Source organism: Marinobacter sp. AC-23 (genome assembly GCF_001858325.1).
In the GTDB taxonomy this organism is placed as follows: Bacteria; Pseudomonadota; Gammaproteobacteria; order Pseudomonadales; family Oleiphilaceae; genus Marinobacter.
In genome coordinates this window covers 14,491-31,956 of sequence record NZ_MBPP01000023.1, presented here as the reverse complement: position 1 = coordinate 31,956, position 17,466 = coordinate 14,491, and the positions used below count along the sequence as shown (strand labels likewise).

The window sequence follows — 17,466 nt, the reverse complement described above, 5'->3', positions numbered from 1 at the left end:
ACATCTTTTGTAGCATCCGGTAGATTGCAGACCATAGCCGTTTTCAACTTGGCTTGATACTCCCGAACGGCCTTTCCATCCTTGAGTATCCCGGCAATTTCTTCTGCAGCTCATGCTCTGATCCATACGATAGATCCAAAGCCGCTGACGAAATTTACGACTACCATACTGACTGCCTTGATCTGAGTGGGATGTGTCCTAAGAGCGGTGCCTACGTTGTTTCCATACATGATTTAAGGTTTTTTCGATCAGATCCGCATCTATTGCCCAGACAACTGCTCAGTGTCGATAGCACTGCACCACTGGCGATAACCGTAGTAAGAGTTCAAAAACTTTACAGGCCATCTCAACCAACCCCCCGCTTACTCAATTGGTCTATCAGCGCGTACGATTCAACTCGTCCTACTGTAATGGTCAACAAACCTCGCGTGATTTCAGGGTCGTAAAACCGAGAAATCACCTCATCACTTGTGACTAACCGAGCCTTAAGCAATCCGCGCAAGTGTTTCATAACCTGTTCAAAATCGCAGTTGGCCGGCACCACGATGGCGCCCCGGTATTTCCATTAGTCGAAACATTACCGGGCCAACGTGCTATTGATGCCAGCTTCAACCAGCCATGGAGATATTTCTGACAGCTCAGCGAGTACAGTTCTCCGGTATAACGCATCACACTCAGGAGACTCTTCTTCCCGATATATGAACCGGGACAAGTTGTTCACTTTTGCACCATCAATGAGAAGAAACGTCTTCCCTGCACCAGAAAACCCCGCCTGATTGCCCATCAAATCGCACCTTGGGATTCTGGTGAGCAGACCTGACATATCCCCTTACCCTGATTAGCTGCATTTTTTAGTGCGCGAATCTGATCTGGCTTGGCGATTGGTCGCTGAGGCGACTCTGGTAACTGTTCGGGCGCAGAGCTAACAATGCCGGCCTTCTCCACAAGCCCTGGCATTTCCGGCACGCCAACCTTCTGTCCACTCCCCTTGCCCGCAGCGCCACCGGCGTTCAATTTGATCGTCACGCCACTCATGGATACGCCACTAGGATCAATCTTCACGAAGCTTCCGCCGGCTTTCAGGGTGATTTCGGCGCCGGCTTCGATGACGACTTTTTGTCCGGCCTTGATGTGCAGTTCGGTGCCGGAATCGCTGAGCCATGCAGTGCCGGCTTTCAGATGTAATGTGCCGGTAACGTTGAAGCTGCGGTCTTTACCTGTCTGTTCGCGTTTGTCACCGTCGGTGGTTTGGTACGTGTCGCCTTTTACGTGGCTGAAGCGTTCATTCTCAACGGTCAGGTGGCTGTCGTTCTTGATGACTTCGGTGCGGTTGTTTTCGGTGAGCAGGTCCAGGTCTTTCTGGGCGTGGATGTATACCTGTTGCTTGTCTGCTTCATCCTCAAAGCGCAGTTCGTTGCTGCCCTCGCCTTTGTGCGTCTGGGTTTTCAGGGTGATGCGGGTTTTGTGTTCGGGTAGCGCGTAAGGCGGTGTGTTGGTGGCGTGATAGGTTCGGCCTGTAATGATGGGCTGATCCGGGTCACCGTCCAGGAAGGAGACGATCACTTCATTGCCGATTCTCGGCAGGGCCATAAAGCCATATTGGCCGCCAGCCCAGCCTTGACTGACTCTTAGCCAGGCGCTGCTGTGTTCGTCGTTCTTGCTGTATCTGTCCCAGGGAAACCGGACTTTTACTCGACCAAATTCGTCACAGTGAATTTCTTCACCTTCGGGGCCGGTGACAATGGCTATCTGGGGGCCGTCCATCAGAGGGCGATGATCGCACAGGGGGCGCCAAGTTTTATCGGCAGGGATGGCACTGAACGTGTTGTGGTAAGTGGTCGGGCCAGAACCGCCCTCTTCTTCCAATGCCTGGGATTGCTTGCCAGTATGGGTAACGGCGGTAAGCAACCAGTCCCGGTTCAGGTTAGCGTTGTCGTGCTCCGTCAGTTCGGCTTTGGCACCACAGGTGAAGTCCGCACGGTTGCTTTCGCCGTTGGCAGTGCTGGCGTCGTTTCTGAGGGCATCCAGCCTTGCTTCGGTAAACGGCTGGCCGCTGGCATCGGCTTTGAAACGGCTGGGTAGTCGAAGTGCTGATAATCTTGGCGCTGGCTCGCGCTGGCTGCGCTGCGTTCGTGCATCAGGGCGTAGGCCGGGTTTTTGAAGGTGTAGTCCTTGGTGGCCACGGAGGCAGCACGCACCCGCTCTTCGTAGCGAAAGCGGAACACGGCCGGTTGCTTGGTGCTGCCGCCGGCTTTGCCGTTGTATTCGGCGGCCTCTAACCTTGGTGCATCGCCATGATGGTCGGCAAGAATCAGGCCGGGCTGTTCGCTTCCATCTACGCTGCCGTGCTGAAAACGGTAGTGCCAGCCTTCCTCGGCGGCCAGCCGTTCAATAAATGCCAGATCGCTTTCTCGGTGCTGTACGCAGTATTCCCGTTCCTGGGGCGCACGTTTGAGATCAAACACCGAATTCACAATGCCCCGCTCTTCCAGCAACGTGCGCACAATGGTGTCTGTGGTTTGAGTCTGGAAGATGCGGCTGTTGTGCATCAGCCCTAAGCGCCACAAAGGCGGCTGAACAACCACTTCATAGCGGGTGCGGCGGTGGCCAGAATCTGCCCGGGCAAATTCATATACCACGCCGGTAAAGCGGCGAAGGGGTATGTCATCCTGCCAGACCACCAGATCTACTGGCTGCTCCAAAACCTCCGCAGCATCAATGTCTGGGTCGGTGCTAGCCAGTTCAAGGCGGCCATGAAAAAGCTCGGATAGCCGTTCGGTCAGCGTAAAGCCAACAACGGAAAATAAATCAGAGGGGAGTTCGCCAACATGGGCGGTAAACTGCAGTCCGCTTGCCTGAGGCATATCTTCAATCCTTGAAGGTATGGTTCTGTATGAGTCTGGGCAGGGATTCTGTCGCAAAAACGACGGTTAATCAAACTCTCCCTACGTCAAATGAGCATCAGGCACCAATGGAGCCTCCGCTTTCGCCCGAAAAGGTCGCGTCCACCACTCAGACACCAGCACGCCGAATAAAGTCACCCCGCCGCCGATGAAGTGATGCTGCCCCAGAGTTTCACTCAGCATTACGGAGGCAATAAGTGCCGTTAAAATAGGTACGAGGTTAAAAAACACGGTGGTCCGGCTAGGCCCGAGGTGTTTGATGCCGGTCATCCAGGCCAGCGGCGCGCCAATAGAGGCAAACACGCATGCAAACAGCACCAGCGGCAGGTTATCGCTGTTCAGCCCGGCCTGGGGCGACACAGCAAACAATGGAAACACCACCACCACGGCCACCAGAACCTGCGCATACAGTAACTGCATTGCAGGTAAAGGAATCTGCCATTTCTTTAGTAGGGTGCTGTAAATAGCGTAGGCCGCAACCGCCACCAACATCATGGCATCGCCACCGTTAATCCCTTGCTGAGCAAGTGCGGTCAAATCCCCCGAGGTGATAACAATCAATACGCCCAAAAACGAAAAAATTGAGCCGACCACAGCACCTGCGGTCAGGCGGTGCCCCAATGCCAGTATGGCCAGAATCAGTGACATCACCGGCATGAGTGCCAATACGATGCCCATATTGGTGGCGGTGGTTTTCGGCGCGGCAAAGTAGGCAAGGCTCTGGTAAATCGCCATACCCAGTACGCCCAGCACAAAAATCTTCCCCATGTGAGCCTTGATAACCGGCCAGGAGCGCAACGTTGGGCGCAGTAACACGGGGGTGAGCAATACCGCAGCAAAGACCCAGCGGTAAAACCCGATTTCTGCGGGGAAAATCACGCCTACAGTCAGTTTGTTAACTACGGTATTTCCCGCCCAAAATATAACTGCCAGCAGCGGAAACGCGTAATACATGATCACAAACCCCGAATAACAGTTGAAAAAGCAAACTCGCCCATCGCTATAAACGGAGGGGCAGTTTATCAAAAAACCGGCTTCTAATTTGGCACACAACTGACACCGTATTTTTCAGCACAGACAAAACAGCTTGTTCTTACTACCCCACACTGGAACAATCGGGACCATACTTACCTTTTATATGGCCTATCATGAAACTATTAGTTCGCAACCTTGCACGTACAACAACAGAACAAGAAATCCAGGAGCTTTTTTCTGCTCACGGCACGGTCACTGAGTGCACCCTGGTTTTAGATAAAGAAACTGGAAAATCGAAAGGATTCGGCTTCGTGGAAATGCCACACGCGAAGGAAGCCAAGTTGGCCAAGGCTCACCTGAACGATTCCCGAGTGGGCAAAAACAAAATACGGGTAAAAGTAGCCCAAGATAAGGAAGAGCAGCCAGATACGAACAGCTGAAACCTTACACTATCGGCTCATTGGCGGCGCGTTCTTCTATACACTCGTAGCCGCCCATTTCAAACTCCCGGCAAATGAACGGTCGCTTCTCGTAAATTGAGCAGGACATGGTGGTGCGATCCAGTGCTGCGCACCAGCCATCCTCCAACCGCGCCATGGTTAAACCGCCCCATTCGTCCTCTTCAATAAACCGCTCGGGCACGCCCGTTTCGCTGATCAGCATCACTTCCAGGCGGCAACAGCAGGCTTCGCAGTTTGAACAGCTCACACTGGGATCAGGCACAGATACCACTTCAATCATCGTTGGCTTCTGCATAGGTTTCAGACGCGCCTTTCAGAAGGAATAATATGGAGCCACATCAATCTAACGTAGCAACCGGCAACGACGGGTTACTTCCCCAGTCCGCCCAGGAACCATCATAAAGCACATTTTTCTGGTGGCCTGCAATGACTGCCGCCATCAATATAATACACGCGGTTATGCCGGAGCCGCAGGAAAAAACCGTTTGTTGATTTTCATGGGGCACAAGGCGTGAGAAAGTTACTCCCTCGGCATCCAGCTCTTTCAAAAGATAGCTTGAGTCACACACGCTATCCGGCTGCAGTACGCCCCTGATGTCTCCTAACTCGTTGGGCTTGGCCATGCTTGACACCGCCTCTCTTTGTTCTGCCAGCCACTTGGGTAAGCCACCATCGAGAACAAAGGTGCTTTCGTGCCGCGCTTTTTCCGTGAACTGTTCTTCGGTTGGGAAGGCATGAACCATTGCGTAGTAACAAGAGGAAAGTTCAGTAAATTACCCCCGAGTAATCTTGGGCGGGCCGCCAAAAATTCGGTCTGACATGCCTTTCTACCTTGTTTCGTTTCATCAAATTTTTGTGGGACACTCTTGAAACAACCAAAAGTAAACGCCCGCTATTTCGCAAGTGCCAGATTCTGGCATGTGTTGTCTGCTAATGCCATGATCGGGGTTTTGCGTGGCTGGCTAAAGTAAGAAATCTTTCACGATTCATTACACAACAAATTCAAAGGGGTTTTTATGGGGCTGGCTATTGCGTTACACGTGTTATCCGCCGTTATCTGGGTTGGCGGTATGTTTTTCGCCTATATGGCGATGCGCCCAGCTGTGATTGAAGTTATTGAAACCAAGCAGCGCGGGGCGCTTTGGTATCAAACGCTCACTCGATTCTTCCGTTGGGTGTGGCTGGCAATCGCGCTCTTGTTGATCACCGGATACTGGATGATCTTCAAGGGGTTTGGCGGAATGGCCAGTGCTGGCTGGCACATTCACGCCATGCAGATGGGTGGCCTGATCATGATGCTGATATTTTTCCACCTTTACTTTGTCCCGTTTCGCCGCTTGAAGCGGGCCGTTGCAGCGCACGACCCACAAGACGGCGGGCACCAGGTTGGCAAGATTCGCCGGCTCGTCGGCATCAACCTGATCCTGGGGCTAGTCGTGGTCGCTATTGGTTCTGCCGGGCGTTACCTCTGAGCAAAACCAGCTAGGTTTCAACAGTACCTCAAGCCTGGCGGCTCGTGCAGCGTGCAGCTTTTTGTAGCTGTCAATCAAGCGCAGATGCTTGTCCAAGCCCTCCAGCTGCATGTTGGTTGGGGTAAGGCCGTAAAAGCGCACACTGCCATCCACCGAGCCGACCACAGCGTCCATGGTTTCTTCCCCAAATATACGCCTGAGGTTAAACAGGTAGTCGTCCAGCTCAAGTTCGTCATCCAGAGTGACTTCCAACACTGCGCTCATTGCCTGGTAGAACAAGCCCCGTTCCACGGTGTTGTCGTTGAACTGCAGGAACATTTCTACTCGTTCAAGGGCTTCTTCATACTGCTGTAGCGCCAGGTTGATCAGCAGTTTTAACTCAAGAATAGTGAGCTGGCCCCACACCGTATTTTCATCGAACTCGATACCGATCAAGGTAATGATGTCTGTGTAGTCATCGATCTGGCTTTCTTCCAGGTGCTCTACCAAAGCAGCCAACTGCTCATCGTTCAAGGTATGGAGATTGAGTATGTCTTCGCGGTAGTCCAGGGCGCGATTGGTGTTGTCCCAGATCAGATCTTCCACCTGGTAAACCTCGGAATAGCCAGGTACCAGCATGCGGCAAACAGGGGCACCCAGTTCGTCGTAAATTGCGGTGTACACTTCGTGGCCCATGTCTTCGATGATGCCAAACAGGCAGGCTGCCTCTTCTTCATTGGTGCCCGAGAAGTCCCATTCGTGAAACTCCACATCGGCCTTGGCACTGAAAAAGTGCCAGGAAACCACGCCACTGGAGTCGATAAAGTGTTCTACATAGTTGTTGGGCTCGGTGATCGCGAGACTATTGAACGTGGGGGGAAGGAAGTCGTTCAAGCCCTCAAAACTGCGGCCCTGCATCAACTCGGTGAGGCTGCGTTCCAGTGCCACCTCCAGGGTTGGGTGCGCGCCAAATGAGGCAAACACGCCGCCGGTTTTCGGGTTCATCAGGGTCACACAGGCCACAGGGAACTGGCCGCCAAGAGACGCATCTTTCACCAGTATGGGGAAACCCTGAGCTTCCAATGCGCGCACGCCTTCCAGAATGGAAGGGTACTTTTCCAGCACATGCAGGGGTACGTCTGGCAGGGTAATTTCTTCCTGAATGATTTGCTTTTTGACCGCCCGTTCAAGGATTTCTGACAGACACTGCACCTGCGCCTCGGACAGTGTGTTGCCCGCACTCATGCCGTTGCTCAGGAACAGATTCTCAATAAGGTTGGTGGGGAAAAACACAGCCTCACCGTCTGAATGACGCACGAAAGGCAGAGCACAAATGCCGCGCTTGACGTTACCTGAGTTGGTATCAATCAGATTGGAACCGCGCAGTTCACCTTCGGGGTTATAAATGGCCAGGCAGTGGTCATCCAGAATGCCTGGCGGCAGTTCGTCATCAGGCCCCGGCTTGAACCACTGCTCCCTCGGGTAATGCACAAACTCGCTGTTGGCGATTTCCTCACCAAAAAACTGATCGTTGTAGAAGAAGTTGCAGCTCAAGCGCTCAACAAACTCACCCAAGGCCGAACACAGAGCGCTTTCCTTGGTGGACCCTTTGCCGTTAGTGAAACACATAGGCGAGGCCGCATCGCGCATGTGCAGTGACCAAACGTGGGGAACAATGTTGCGCCAGGATGCAATTTCAATCTTCATGCCCAGGTCCGCCAGAATAGCGGTCATGTTGGCGATGGTTTGCTCCAGGGCAGATCTTTACCTTCAATGTAGGTGTCGGCCTCTCCCTCTGGCTTGGTCATCAACAGAGCCTGAGCATCGCCATCCAGGTTATCGACGATTTCGATCTGGAAATCCGGGCCGGTTTGCACAACTTTTTTGACCGTACAGCGGTCGATGGACCGCACAATACCCTGGCGGTGTTTCTCGGACAGATCATCTGGCAGTTCAACCTGAATCTTGAAAATCTGTTTGTAGCGGTTTTCAGGATCAACAATGTTGTTCTGGGACAGACGGATGTTATCGGTTGGAATATCCCTCGCTACGCAGTACACCTTCACGAAATAGGCGGCGCAAAGGGCCGATGACGCCAGAAAATAGTCAAAAGGGCCGGGTGCCGAGCCGTCGCCCTTGTAGCGAATAGGCTGGTCGGCAATCACCGAGAAGTCATCAAACTTGGCTTCAACTCGGAGGTTGTCGAGATAATTGACGTTGATTTCCATTGCGAGGGTACCCGGTTTATAGATTTCGGCGCGCTTTGGCCATGCAGGGCCGCCATTATAGACTTAACACTAGGCTACTCATACCTCACGTTGTTCACTGCTACCTTCTGGCTGCGCCTACTCCGCTGGGCGATTAACCACAGGGCGAAAGAATCGCACTACGCGCAACAACTTTTGTTTAGGAACGATCACCAGCAGGTTGCCGGCAAGCACCAGTGACACGCCCGCTACCGCCTCGGCCGTCCAGTGATAGTTTTCGAACACAGTCGATAGCGCGAGCGCCACGATCGGGAAGAGCACCATGCAGTAGGCTGCGCGCTCAGGCCCAATGCGCCCGAGTAACGTGAGAAAACTCCCAAACCCGAGAACGGACCCGATTAGGGCCAAATAAACCAGTGAACCTGTGTAAGTCCAGGTAGCCTCGAAAACAAAAGGGCTTCCCCGGCCCCAGGCAATAATAGCCAGCGCCAGCGCGCCATAGGCCATGCCATAAGCGTTGCTTTGCATAATGGGCAGTTTGGATGCCTGGTTGCGGGCAGAAAGCATGTTACCGAACGAGGTAATAAAGGTTCCAACCAGGCTCAGGATGATGGCGCGCAAGGTGGTTCCGTCTGCATCCAGAGCGCGAACTTCCGGCAGGAACACCAGGCAGATACCCACCAACCCAAAAGCGGCACCGGCAATAACGGCACGCGGCACACGGTTACCAAAAAACAGAGCGCCATTAATGATGTTCATCACAATGATGGTGGAGAACACCACCGCGATCAGCCCGCTGGTGATGTCAGCCGCAGCCTGATAAACCAGCATGTAGTTGAAGCCGAACAGCATCAGCCCCTGGGCCATCATCCAGAAGTGCTGGCGAAAGCCGAATCTCATATTCCGCTTGGTCAAATGGCACCAAAGCATCAGTACCAGCGCAGCCAATCCAAAACGGTAAGCAATGGACACATCGCCAGGCACCTCACCCAACTGCAGAGGTATCGCGATAAACGTCGATCCCCAGATTAATACCGTCGATAGATAGAGGACAAAAGTATTCGTAAGCATAGGTAGAGGCCTGCAACCGTGATCAACAACCGGCTACGTTTTACCCGCTACCGATCCCACAATAAGGGAATTCATTCTCCTCCTTATAGTTACCTTGCTCAACAGTTTGTGCTGACATACAGAGATACAAAGGGCGGGAGCAGATCCGTTCGGGGAGGGATTCCGGGGCACGCAGGACCGTGCCCCGGCAGGTTTCACTCAGGCTTGTAAAGACGCTGAATGCTGGAGAAATCCAGCGTTCCATTGCCCTGACCTGCGTGAAGCTCAAACAGGTTGCGGGCAAGAGAGCCCATAGGAATGGCTGCATGATTCTTCACAGCGTTATCGAAAGCCAAACCAAGATCCTTGTTCATCAGGTCAACCAGGAATCCCCCTTCGTAGCCCCGTGATGCAGGTGCCGCTTCCATCACCCCAGGCCAGGGGTTGTACACATTCAACGCCCAGTTGCCGCCAGAGCTCTGTTTCATCACTTCAGACAGAACTGCCGGATCCAGCCCGTTTTTCACACCCAGGGCCAGAGCTTCGCTAGTGCCGGCCATCAGGATGGCTAACAGCATGTTGTTACAGATTTTGGCAACCTGACCCGCACCGTGCTCGCCGGCATGGAATATGTTTTTGCCCATGGCTTCCAGAATCGGCTTTGCTTTACTGAAGTTCTCTTCAGCACCGCCGCAGATGAAAGTCAGCGTACCGGCTTTGGCTCCACCCACACCGCCGGAAACCGGGGCATCGAGGAATGGAATATTCTTGGCTTCTGCCTGCTCGGCTACACCGCGCGCCGTTTCCGGCGAGATAGTGGACGAATCAATGACCAGAGTGCCCTTGGGCAGGACCGCCAGCAAGCCATCTTCACCCAGGTACACAGCTTCAACATGCTTGCCTGCCGGCAGCATGGTAATCACACACTCAGCACCCTTGGCAGCCTCGTGAGCTGTGTCGGCGGTCTTTGCGCCTTCGGAAACCAGTGCCGCGACTGCGTCTTTTGACAGATCAAACACAGTTACGTCGTGCCCGGCTTTTACAAGGTTGCTGGCCATAGGGCCACCCATGTTGCCCAGACCAATAAAGGTAATTGTCGCCATAATCATCCCCTTGTTTTTGTATTCGGTTGAGTAAGCCGCCCACTTGGGCGGCCTGTTTGGCTAATCTTTGAAAAAGCTGTCAATCCACTCACTGTCCATTTCTGCCAGCGATGCGTAGCGCCAACGTGGTTGCTTGTCCTTATCAATCAGCAGCGCACGCACACCTTCGGCAAACTCGCCTTTACTCAGGCAGTTCTGTGAGAGCGTAAGCTCTTTAGCGAGAACCTCACTGAGGCTGTCCAACCGGCAGTTGCGCAAGTGCTGCCAGCACAGTGCCAACGACGTTGGTGATGCGGCCGCCAGCGGTCGGGTTGCCTTGGCAAGCCAACCCTCTGTGCTTGATAGCTCTGTCATCTGCGCAACCATATCCGTCAGGCTGTCGGCATCCGTTACCCGATTGATCGCATCGAAATGAGCCCGCACTGGAGATTCCGGCAACGCATCTGCGCTTTGATTCTCGTGCTGCCTGAGCACACTGCCCACCACGGCGAAGGCATCTTCTCCTTGCCAGTTGTGCGCGGTCAGGTCCGCGACCACCGCAGCTTTCAGTTCGTGCTTGATAAAGCGATCGGCAAGCCCCACGAACAATGCATCGGCTGCGTTCATACGGGCACCTGTAAGCCCCAGAAACAGCCCTGTGCGCCCCGGAGCTCGGTTCAGAAACCAGCCAGCGGCCACATCCGGGTAAAGCCCGATACTGCTCTCGGGCATGGCCAGCATGGATGCTTCGGTGACCACCCGATGAGAGGCGCCGACTATAATGCCAACGCCACCACCCATAGCAAGGCCGTGGCCCCAACACACCACCGGTTTTGGAAACGAGTGAATCAGATAATCCATCTCGTATTCTTCAGTAAAAAAGGCTACACCTTCGCTTACACCGCTTTCGCTCTGTGGCTCGGTCATGCTCCGGTATAGCGCTACAATGTCACCGCCAGCACAAAAGGCCTTGTCGCCTTCGGCCTCGATCCAGACGGCACGAACACGGTCATCCTCAGCCCAGCTTTTTAGCTGTGGGGTCAGCATCCGAATCATCTCAAGGGAGAGTGTGTTGAGTGCCTTGGGCGAATTCAGCCGGGCCACCGCAATCAGTGCACCGTCAGCGGTTTTCCACTCTTCAAAAACAATCGGTTGATGGCTCATATCTAATCCTTAAACCGGTATGTCTGCGGGTTTCAGCGGTTTTTCCATTCCGGTTTACGTTTTTCCAGGAAGGCATTCACACCTTCTTTCTGGTCTTCGGTTGAAAACAGCTCAACAAACAGCTCTCGCTCCATGCGCCAGCTATCTGTGTGGCTGCGACCATCACGGGAACTCATCACCAGGGTTTTGCAGCGGGCGACCGAAGACGGGCTTTGCTTGCACGCCATTTCAGCCAACTCCAGGGCTTTTTCCAGGCCCTTGCCACTGGCAACTACTTCTTCAACCAAGCCAATCTGCAATGCTTTATCAGCCTTGACCCGCTCGCCACATAGAATCATGCGCTTGGCCCAGCCCTCACCCACAACCCACGGCAGGTTCTGGGTGCCGCCAGCACAAGGCAGCAAGCCTACCGTCGCTTCTGGCAGCGCCATCTGGGCATGCTCTTCCGCAATGCGAATATCACAGGCAAGCGCACATTCAAGGCCGCCACCCATGGCATAACCATTCACGGCAGCAATGGATACGCCACGGAAGGCCGTCAATGCAGCAAAAGCTTCACCAAAGAGCTGAGCCATTTCGTTGGCCCGGGCCTTATCACCATCGGCAAAAGTTTTGAGATCTGCCCCGGCGGAGAAGAATTTCTCGCCCTGCCCGGTCAGAACCAGCGCAAAAACGTCCTTGTCTTCATTGAGCTCACGAACGATTTTTGTCAGTACAGGCAGGGAGTCCGCTGTCCAGGTGTTGGCCGGCGGGTTATTAATGGTCAGTATCGCAATGTGTCCGCGTTTTTCGAGCTGAATCAGATCGCTCATCATCCTTCTCCTGTTATTTTTGCGATTTATTGAATGGCCTCAGCCACACCGTTATCCAGCAGGCGACGGGCAATAATCAGGCGCATGATTTCGTTGGTACCTTCCAGGATCTGGTGCACACGCAGGTCACGCAAATAGCGCTCCAGAGGGTATTCCCGGATATAACCGTAGCCACCGTGCAGCTGCAGTGCATCATTCACTACATCAAAGCAGGCATCGGTTGCGAAACGTTTGGCCATGGCACAATGCAACGTGGCTTCTGTATCGCCGCTATCGAGTTTGAACGCACCCAGGCGAACCATCTGCCGGGCTGCCACCAGGTTGGTCGCCATATCCGCCAGTTTGAACTGCAAAGCCTGGAAGGCAGCCAAAGGTTTGCCGAACTGCTCCCGCTCATGCATGTAATTGCGAGCTCTGAGCAATGCGGCTTGCGCCCCACCCAAAGAGCAGGTGGCAATATTGAGTCGGCCACCATCAAGGCCTTTCATGGCAATGGCGAATCCGTCACCCTCTTCGCCTACCCGACTGGTTACGGGAACACGAACGTTTTCCAGGTTGATCGTGCGGGTGGGTTGACTGTGCCAGCCCATTTTCTCTTCGTTCTTGCCGTAGGAAATGCCCTCGGCATCCGCCGGGATCACGAAGGTGGAAATACCTTTTGAGCCAGAGTCCGGCGCTCCGGTACGGGCCATCAGCACAAGAATATCGGTATCGCCGGCGCCGGAGATAAACACCTTGCTGCCGTTGATTACGTAGCTGTCGCCATCACGAACCGCCTTGGTTCGCAGGCTGGCCGCATCGGACCCCGCACCTGGCTCTGTCAGGCAGTAAGACGCAAGCCATTCGCCACTGGCCAGTTTTGGCACAATTTCCTGTTTAAGGTCGTCGGGCGCAAAGCTCGCGACCATCCAGGTCGCCATGTTGTGTATGGTGATGAATGCCGCCGTTGAGGGGCAGGCAGCTGCAAGCTCCTCCACGATGACAGACGTATCCAGCCTCGAAAGGCCCATGCCACCCAGTGCTTCCGGGGTATATATCCCCATAAAGCCCATTTCGCCGGCTTCTTTCAGTGTGTCTACCGGAAAGATGTGCTCGTTGTCCCATTTGGCCGCATGGGGCGCCATGGATTTTTCAGCAAAGGTGCGGGCTGCTTCGCGAAACGCCAGCTGATCTTCGGTCAGGTTAAAGTCCATTGTTTCTCTCCAGAAATAATGACTGCCCAGAAAAACGACTCTCCAGATCAAAGAGTCTTGGGTCACGCAGGCTAAACAAGGGGCCGGAAACAAATTCCGGCCCAAAGACACCCACCGTCAACGCAATTAACGTAACTGGATAGAGAAGTTCGCTTCCGATGTCGCCTCACTGGAGAACCAGCGCGACGTAACCGTTTTGGTCTCGCTATAGAAACGCACGGCCTGCTTGCCGTAAGCGTGCTGGTCGCCGTAGAAGGAACCCTTCCAACCGGTGAACGAGAAGAACGGCAGGGGCACAGGAATGGGGATATTCACACCCACCTGGCCCACTTCGATTTCGTGCTGGAACTTGCGCGCAGCGCCACCAGAACCGGTAAAGATGGATACGCCGTTACCATAAGGGCTGTTATTGATCAGCGTAATGGCATCTTCCAGGCTCTCTTCTTCCATACAGGCAAGCACAGGGCCGAACACTTCCTCGTTATAGATGTCCATTTCGGTGGTCACTCCCGAAAACAAGGTGGGACCAATCCAGTTTCCATCAGGCAGGCCATCTACGGTGCAGCCACGACCGTCCAGGAGCAGGTTCGCGCCTTGGGCTTCGCCGGTGGCGATGAGGGATTCAACACGATCCTTGGCTCTGGGGGAGATTACTGGGCCATAGCTGGCGTCGGAATCGTTCCAGGCACCCGGGCGAACTTTCGCCATGGCTTCTTTCAATTCCGGAATCCAGGCCTGGGCCTCGCCAACAAACACAGCAACGGAAATCGCCATGCAACGCTGGCCCGCGGCGCCTACAGACGCGCCTACCAGCGCATTGATAACCTGCTGTTTATCGGCATCTGGCATGATAACCATGTGGTTCTTGGCACCGGCAAAGCTTTGAACACGCTTCATGTTTTTGGTGCCGGTTTCGTAGATATAACGGCCAACCGGCACGGAGCCCACAAAGGAGATGGCTTTAACCGCGGGATCGGTAAGCAATATATCCACCTGATCCTTGCCGCCGTGTACTACCTGCAACACACCTTTGGGCGCACCCGCTTCTTCAAACAACTCCGCAAGACGCATGGGCGTGAGCGGATCCTGCTCGGAAGGTTTGAGAATGAACGTGTTACCGCAAGCGATCGCCATGGGGAACATCCACAACGGAATCATCGCGGGGAAGTTGAAAGGCGTAATGCCCGTGCACACACCCAGCGGCTGAATCCATGAGTGGGTATCTACCCCACGCGCAACGTTTCCAACGGTCTCGCCCATCATCATGGAGGCCACGTTAGCCGCATGCTCAACCACTTCAATGCCACGCCACACGTCACCCTTGGCATCTTCAAAGGTTTTGCCGGTTTCCTGGGACAGGATTTCTGCGATTTCGTCGTGGTGCTCTTTCAGCAATGCCTGATAACGCAGCATTACACGGGCGCGCTCAGAGACTGGCACCTCCCTCCAGGTTTTGAACACCTCGCCGGCGCTATCTATGGCTTTGCGCATCTCGGCATCTGTGGTGCAGGGAGCCTTAGCGATCACTTCGTTAGTGGCCGGGTTGGTTACGTCAATCCATTCGCTGGTCTGGCTCTGTACAAATTCACCAGCTAGGTACAGTGGAACGTTTTTCATCTCAAAACCCCTGTTTGTTGTTGTGCGGCATGCGAGCCAAAGCACGGTTGCTTTAGCAATGTATGGTACGACCTTAGCACCTTCTCTGGCACTTGGTGATTGACTAAATTTCGTTCGTAATGGACTATATTTCGATTGCCACACAATTAACGGCAGCGATAAACATGACACAAACCTCTCAATGGCCCGTCCCCAAGGATAGCATTCGCTATGTGGTACCAGCCCCATCATTAGGCTTTTGTCTGAGCATCCCCTTACCCGGGATCTCTATCCCAGAGCGTTCGGCCATTACCGCCGAGCCACGGGCCATCACATGCACCGGGAACACCACCGCGACAATCTTTTGATCTACTGCACAGAGGGAAAAGCGTTTCTGAACGTGGAGGGCGAGCCTTACACCATGGAAGCGGGAGATCTTTTATTGTTGCCCGCAGGTGTTAACCACCGCTATACAGCTGACCCAGACAACCCATGGACAATTCACTGGGTGCATTACACCGGCCCAATGGCGGAAGAGTTTCGCAGATACATGGGGTTCAATGACGCCACACCCATCCGCCATCTGGGGCGTCAGCCCAGGTTATTGGTGGATTTTAACGGCCTACTGTCTGTTCGCCAGACAGGCTTCCGCGCCCGCGGCCTGATTCACGCGGCCAATCGTTTACGGCAACTATTAACAGCGGTTCCGATCAGCGTTGATGAAACCAGCAACAAGCGACAAGCGGAGCTGGATTCCATTAATAACTATATGCGAGAACATCTCGATGAGCGCATCACCCTGGAACAACTTGCTGACTTGGCCGGGCTCTCGCCAGCGCACTTTGCCACACGTTACCGAGAACAGACCGGCACCTCTCCAATCCAGCACTTTCTCCATCTAAAAGTAGAAAGGGCCTGCCAAATGCTGGATACAACAAGCCTGAGTTTCACAGAAATCAGCCACCGCCTTGGCTATGACGACGCTTATTATTTTTCGCGGTTATTCAAAAAAACCATGGGCCAGGCACCAAGAGATTATCGACATGCGCCGAGGCACTGACCCGGCACATCAGGCCAGCTTACAGTCTGCCGCGGTCTACAACTTTTGTTGCAGGGATTAAATCGTTAGTCTTCACCAAACGACGACAAACAAGAGCATAACAATGGCTACACATACCTTTGAGATTGACGAGATTTTTAACGTCCCGCGCAGCAAAGTCTTTGCTCTGTTCGCTGACCACAAACGCTTCGGTAAACTTCTTGGTGCGCCCGTAAAGCGAATTAAAAACAGCAACCAGGCAGACCCCAATGGCCTTGGCTCGGTACGCAAACTGGGCATTGGGCCCATTGGCCTGGAAGAAACTGTCACCGGTTTCGAGCCCGACTCGTTGATTGAGTACACCATTACCAGCTTAAGCCCGATTCGAAATCACCTGGGCCGTATACGCTTTGAGGATACGCCTGAAGGACACACTCGCGTGCGCTATCACATCTCCTTTGACGACATTGTGCCGCTTACCGGCAAACTGATCAGCACGGGCTTGGAGCAGGCCATACGTCGTGGAATAAAACAGGTACCCAAGCTGGCATAACCCCGGCTGCCGAGAGAAACAAAACGTTACTTGATGGATATCAGATAATTGACCTGAGGCAATTGGTGTTGTCTGCCAATTTTGTACCCTCCGCGCAACTTACGATAGCCGGCCAACCCAGCCGGCCCTCATTCTGCGGAGATCAAAATGGCAAACGAGCCAATTGTCCTGTTTGATAACGGATACCATAAATGCCTGATGTTCGACTCCCTGGTTACCGGTGAAGGTGTCCAGTCCAACCAATTCCTTGTGGTAGACGGCAAGCACGAAGCGTTGATCGACCCAGGCGGGGACCTTACCTACACACCACTTGCCGTGGCTGCGTCCAAATACATGAACATCAAGGAAATGGATTTTGTATTTGCATCGCACCAGGACCCGGACATCATTGGTGCCATTGATCGCTGGATCGTTCACACCCGCGCAAAAATCGTGACATCCAAGCTGTGGGCCAGGTTCCTGCCTCACTTGGTATCCAGCTACGTCACTAACCAGTTAAGCGGCAGCGTTTACGATCGCATTGTCAGCATTCCAGATGCCGGCGCCAACGTACGATTTGGCGATTCCTACCTGCAGTGCCTGCCCGCCCACTTTATGCACTCAGTCGGCAATTTGCAGTTTTACGATCCGGTTTCAAAAATTCTGTTTTCCGGGGATCTTGGCGCTCCATGGGAGCTGAGGACGACCACTTGCCAGTGCAGGATTTCGACCAACATATCCCTCATATGATGGGATTCCATCGGCGTTACATTGCTTCAAATAAGGTATGCCGGCTTTGGGCCAACATGATCCGGGAAATGGATGTTGAAATGATTGTGCCCCAGCACGGGAAGCGCTTCGAAGGCCCTGCAATGGTCGATCGGTTCCTGAACTGGGTCAGCAGTATAGAGTGCGGTATAGACCTGATGGCACAGGACAATTACCGTGTGCCTGTCGACTACATCTAAATGCCTGCGGGGCAGACCTGCCAAATAGGCCTG

Annotated in this window: 12 protein-coding genes and 6 pseudogenes; 5 read left to right on the top strand and 13 right to left on the bottom strand. The window is 53.8% G+C overall.

Annotated elements, in window-relative coordinates; genetic code table 11:
* Nucleotides 1-52: 52 nt before the first annotated feature.
* The 4 genes and pseudogenes from BCA33_RS21595 to BCA33_RS08395 all read right to left on the bottom strand — a co-directional run.
* Nucleotides 53-189: pseudogene (locus BCA33_RS21595) on the bottom strand (IS3 family transposase); the annotation flags it as partial.
* 157 nt (nt 190-346) lie between these two features.
* A pseudogene (locus tag BCA33_RS19730) lies at nt 347-784 on the bottom strand (DUF4123 domain-containing protein).
* 2 nt (nt 785-786) lie between these two features.
* Nucleotides 787-2,805, bottom strand: a pseudogene (gene tssI / locus BCA33_RS08400) (type VI secretion system tip protein TssI/VgrG); the annotation flags it as partial.
* A gap of 140 nt (nt 2,806-2,945) precedes the next feature.
* Nucleotides 2,946-3,857, bottom strand: coding sequence for a DMT family transporter (locus tag BCA33_RS08395; RefSeq protein ID WP_071265185.1), 912 nt, complete (start codon nt 3,855-3,857; stop codon nt 2,946-2,948).
* A 194-nt stretch (nt 3,858-4,051) separates the two neighbouring features.
* Here BCA33_RS08395 and BCA33_RS08390 point away from each other — a divergent pair, with 194 nt between their 5' ends.
* Nucleotides 4,052-4,318, top strand: coding sequence for an RNA recognition motif containing protein (locus BCA33_RS08390; protein WP_071264947.1), 267 nt, complete (start codon nt 4,052-4,054; stop codon nt 4,316-4,318).
* Nucleotides 4,319-4,322: 4 nt separating this feature from the next.
* Here BCA33_RS08390 and BCA33_RS08385 read toward each other — a convergent pair whose 3' ends face one another.
* Both BCA33_RS08385 and BCA33_RS08380 read right to left on the bottom strand, forming a co-directional pair.
* Complete coding sequence (locus BCA33_RS08385; protein WP_083394694.1) at nt 4,323-4,619, bottom strand: YkgJ family cysteine cluster protein; 297 nt, start codon at nt 4,617-4,619, stop codon at nt 4,323-4,325.
* Nucleotides 4,620-4,677: 58 nt separating this feature from the next.
* A complete protein-coding gene (locus tag BCA33_RS08380; RefSeq protein ID WP_071264943.1) occupies nt 4,678-5,082 on the bottom strand; it encodes a sulfurtransferase in 405 nt (134 codons plus the stop codon).
* A 273-nt stretch (nt 5,083-5,355) separates the two neighbouring features.
* Here BCA33_RS08380 and BCA33_RS08375 point away from each other — a divergent pair, with 273 nt between their 5' ends.
* Nucleotides 5,356-5,811 (top strand): CopD family protein, encoded by a 456-nt coding sequence (locus BCA33_RS08375; RefSeq protein WP_071264941.1) that lies wholly within the window; start codon nt 5,356-5,358, stop codon nt 5,809-5,811.
* Here BCA33_RS08375 and BCA33_RS08370 read toward each other — a convergent pair.
* The 7 genes and pseudogenes from BCA33_RS08370 to BCA33_RS08340 form a co-directional block, all read right to left on the bottom strand.
* A pseudogene (locus BCA33_RS08370) lies at nt 5,770-8,018 on the bottom strand (OsmC domain/YcaO domain-containing protein). The gene BCA33_RS08375 and the pseudogene BCA33_RS08370 sit on opposite strands and share 42 nt — an antisense overlap.
* Before the next feature lie 117 nt (nt 8,019-8,135).
* Nucleotides 8,136-9,068 carry a DMT family transporter gene (locus BCA33_RS08365; protein ID WP_071264939.1) on the bottom strand — a complete coding sequence of 311 codons (933 nt, stop codon included), beginning with the start codon at nt 9,066-9,068 and terminating at the stop codon, nt 8,136-8,138.
* 194 nt (nt 9,069-9,262) lie between these two features.
* On the bottom strand, nt 9,263-10,150 hold the full coding sequence (mmsB, locus tag BCA33_RS08360) for a 3-hydroxyisobutyrate dehydrogenase (protein WP_071264937.1): 888 nt from the start codon (nt 10,148-10,150) through the stop codon (nt 9,263-9,265).
* A gap of 60 nt (nt 10,151-10,210) precedes the next feature.
* A complete protein-coding gene (locus BCA33_RS08355; protein WP_071264934.1) occupies nt 10,211-11,293 on the bottom strand; it encodes an enoyl-CoA hydratase/isomerase family protein in 1,083 nt (360 codons plus the stop codon).
* Between the two features lie 32 nt (nt 11,294-11,325).
* A complete protein-coding gene (locus BCA33_RS08350) occupies nt 11,326-12,105 on the bottom strand; it encodes an enoyl-CoA hydratase (protein WP_071264932.1) in 780 nt (259 codons plus the stop codon).
* 26 nt (nt 12,106-12,131) lie between these two features.
* The gene (locus BCA33_RS08345) at nt 12,132-13,298 is read right to left on the bottom strand and encodes an acyl-CoA dehydrogenase family protein (protein ID WP_071264930.1); all 1,167 of its coding nucleotides are present in this window, start codon (nt 13,296-13,298) and stop codon (nt 12,132-12,134) included.
* 126 nt (nt 13,299-13,424) lie between these two features.
* A complete protein-coding gene (locus tag BCA33_RS08340; protein WP_071264928.1) occupies nt 13,425-14,915 on the bottom strand; it encodes a CoA-acylating methylmalonate-semialdehyde dehydrogenase in 1,491 nt (496 codons plus the stop codon).
* Between the two features lie 164 nt (nt 14,916-15,079).
* Between BCA33_RS08340 and BCA33_RS08335 the strand changes: the two are divergent.
* From BCA33_RS08335 to BCA33_RS08325, 3 genes and pseudogenes are all read left to right on the top strand, one after another.
* Nucleotides 15,080-15,954: pseudogene (locus tag BCA33_RS08335) on the top strand (AraC family transcriptional regulator).
* Between the two features lie 103 nt (nt 15,955-16,057).
* Nucleotides 16,058-16,486, top strand: a complete 429-nt coding sequence (locus BCA33_RS08330; protein WP_071264926.1) for an SRPBCC family protein — start codon at nt 16,058-16,060, stop codon at nt 16,484-16,486.
* A 147-nt stretch (nt 16,487-16,633) separates the two neighbouring features.
* Nucleotides 16,634-17,433: pseudogene (locus BCA33_RS08325) on the top strand (MBL fold metallo-hydrolase).
* The last annotated feature ends 33 nt before the right edge of the window (nt 17,434-17,466 follow it).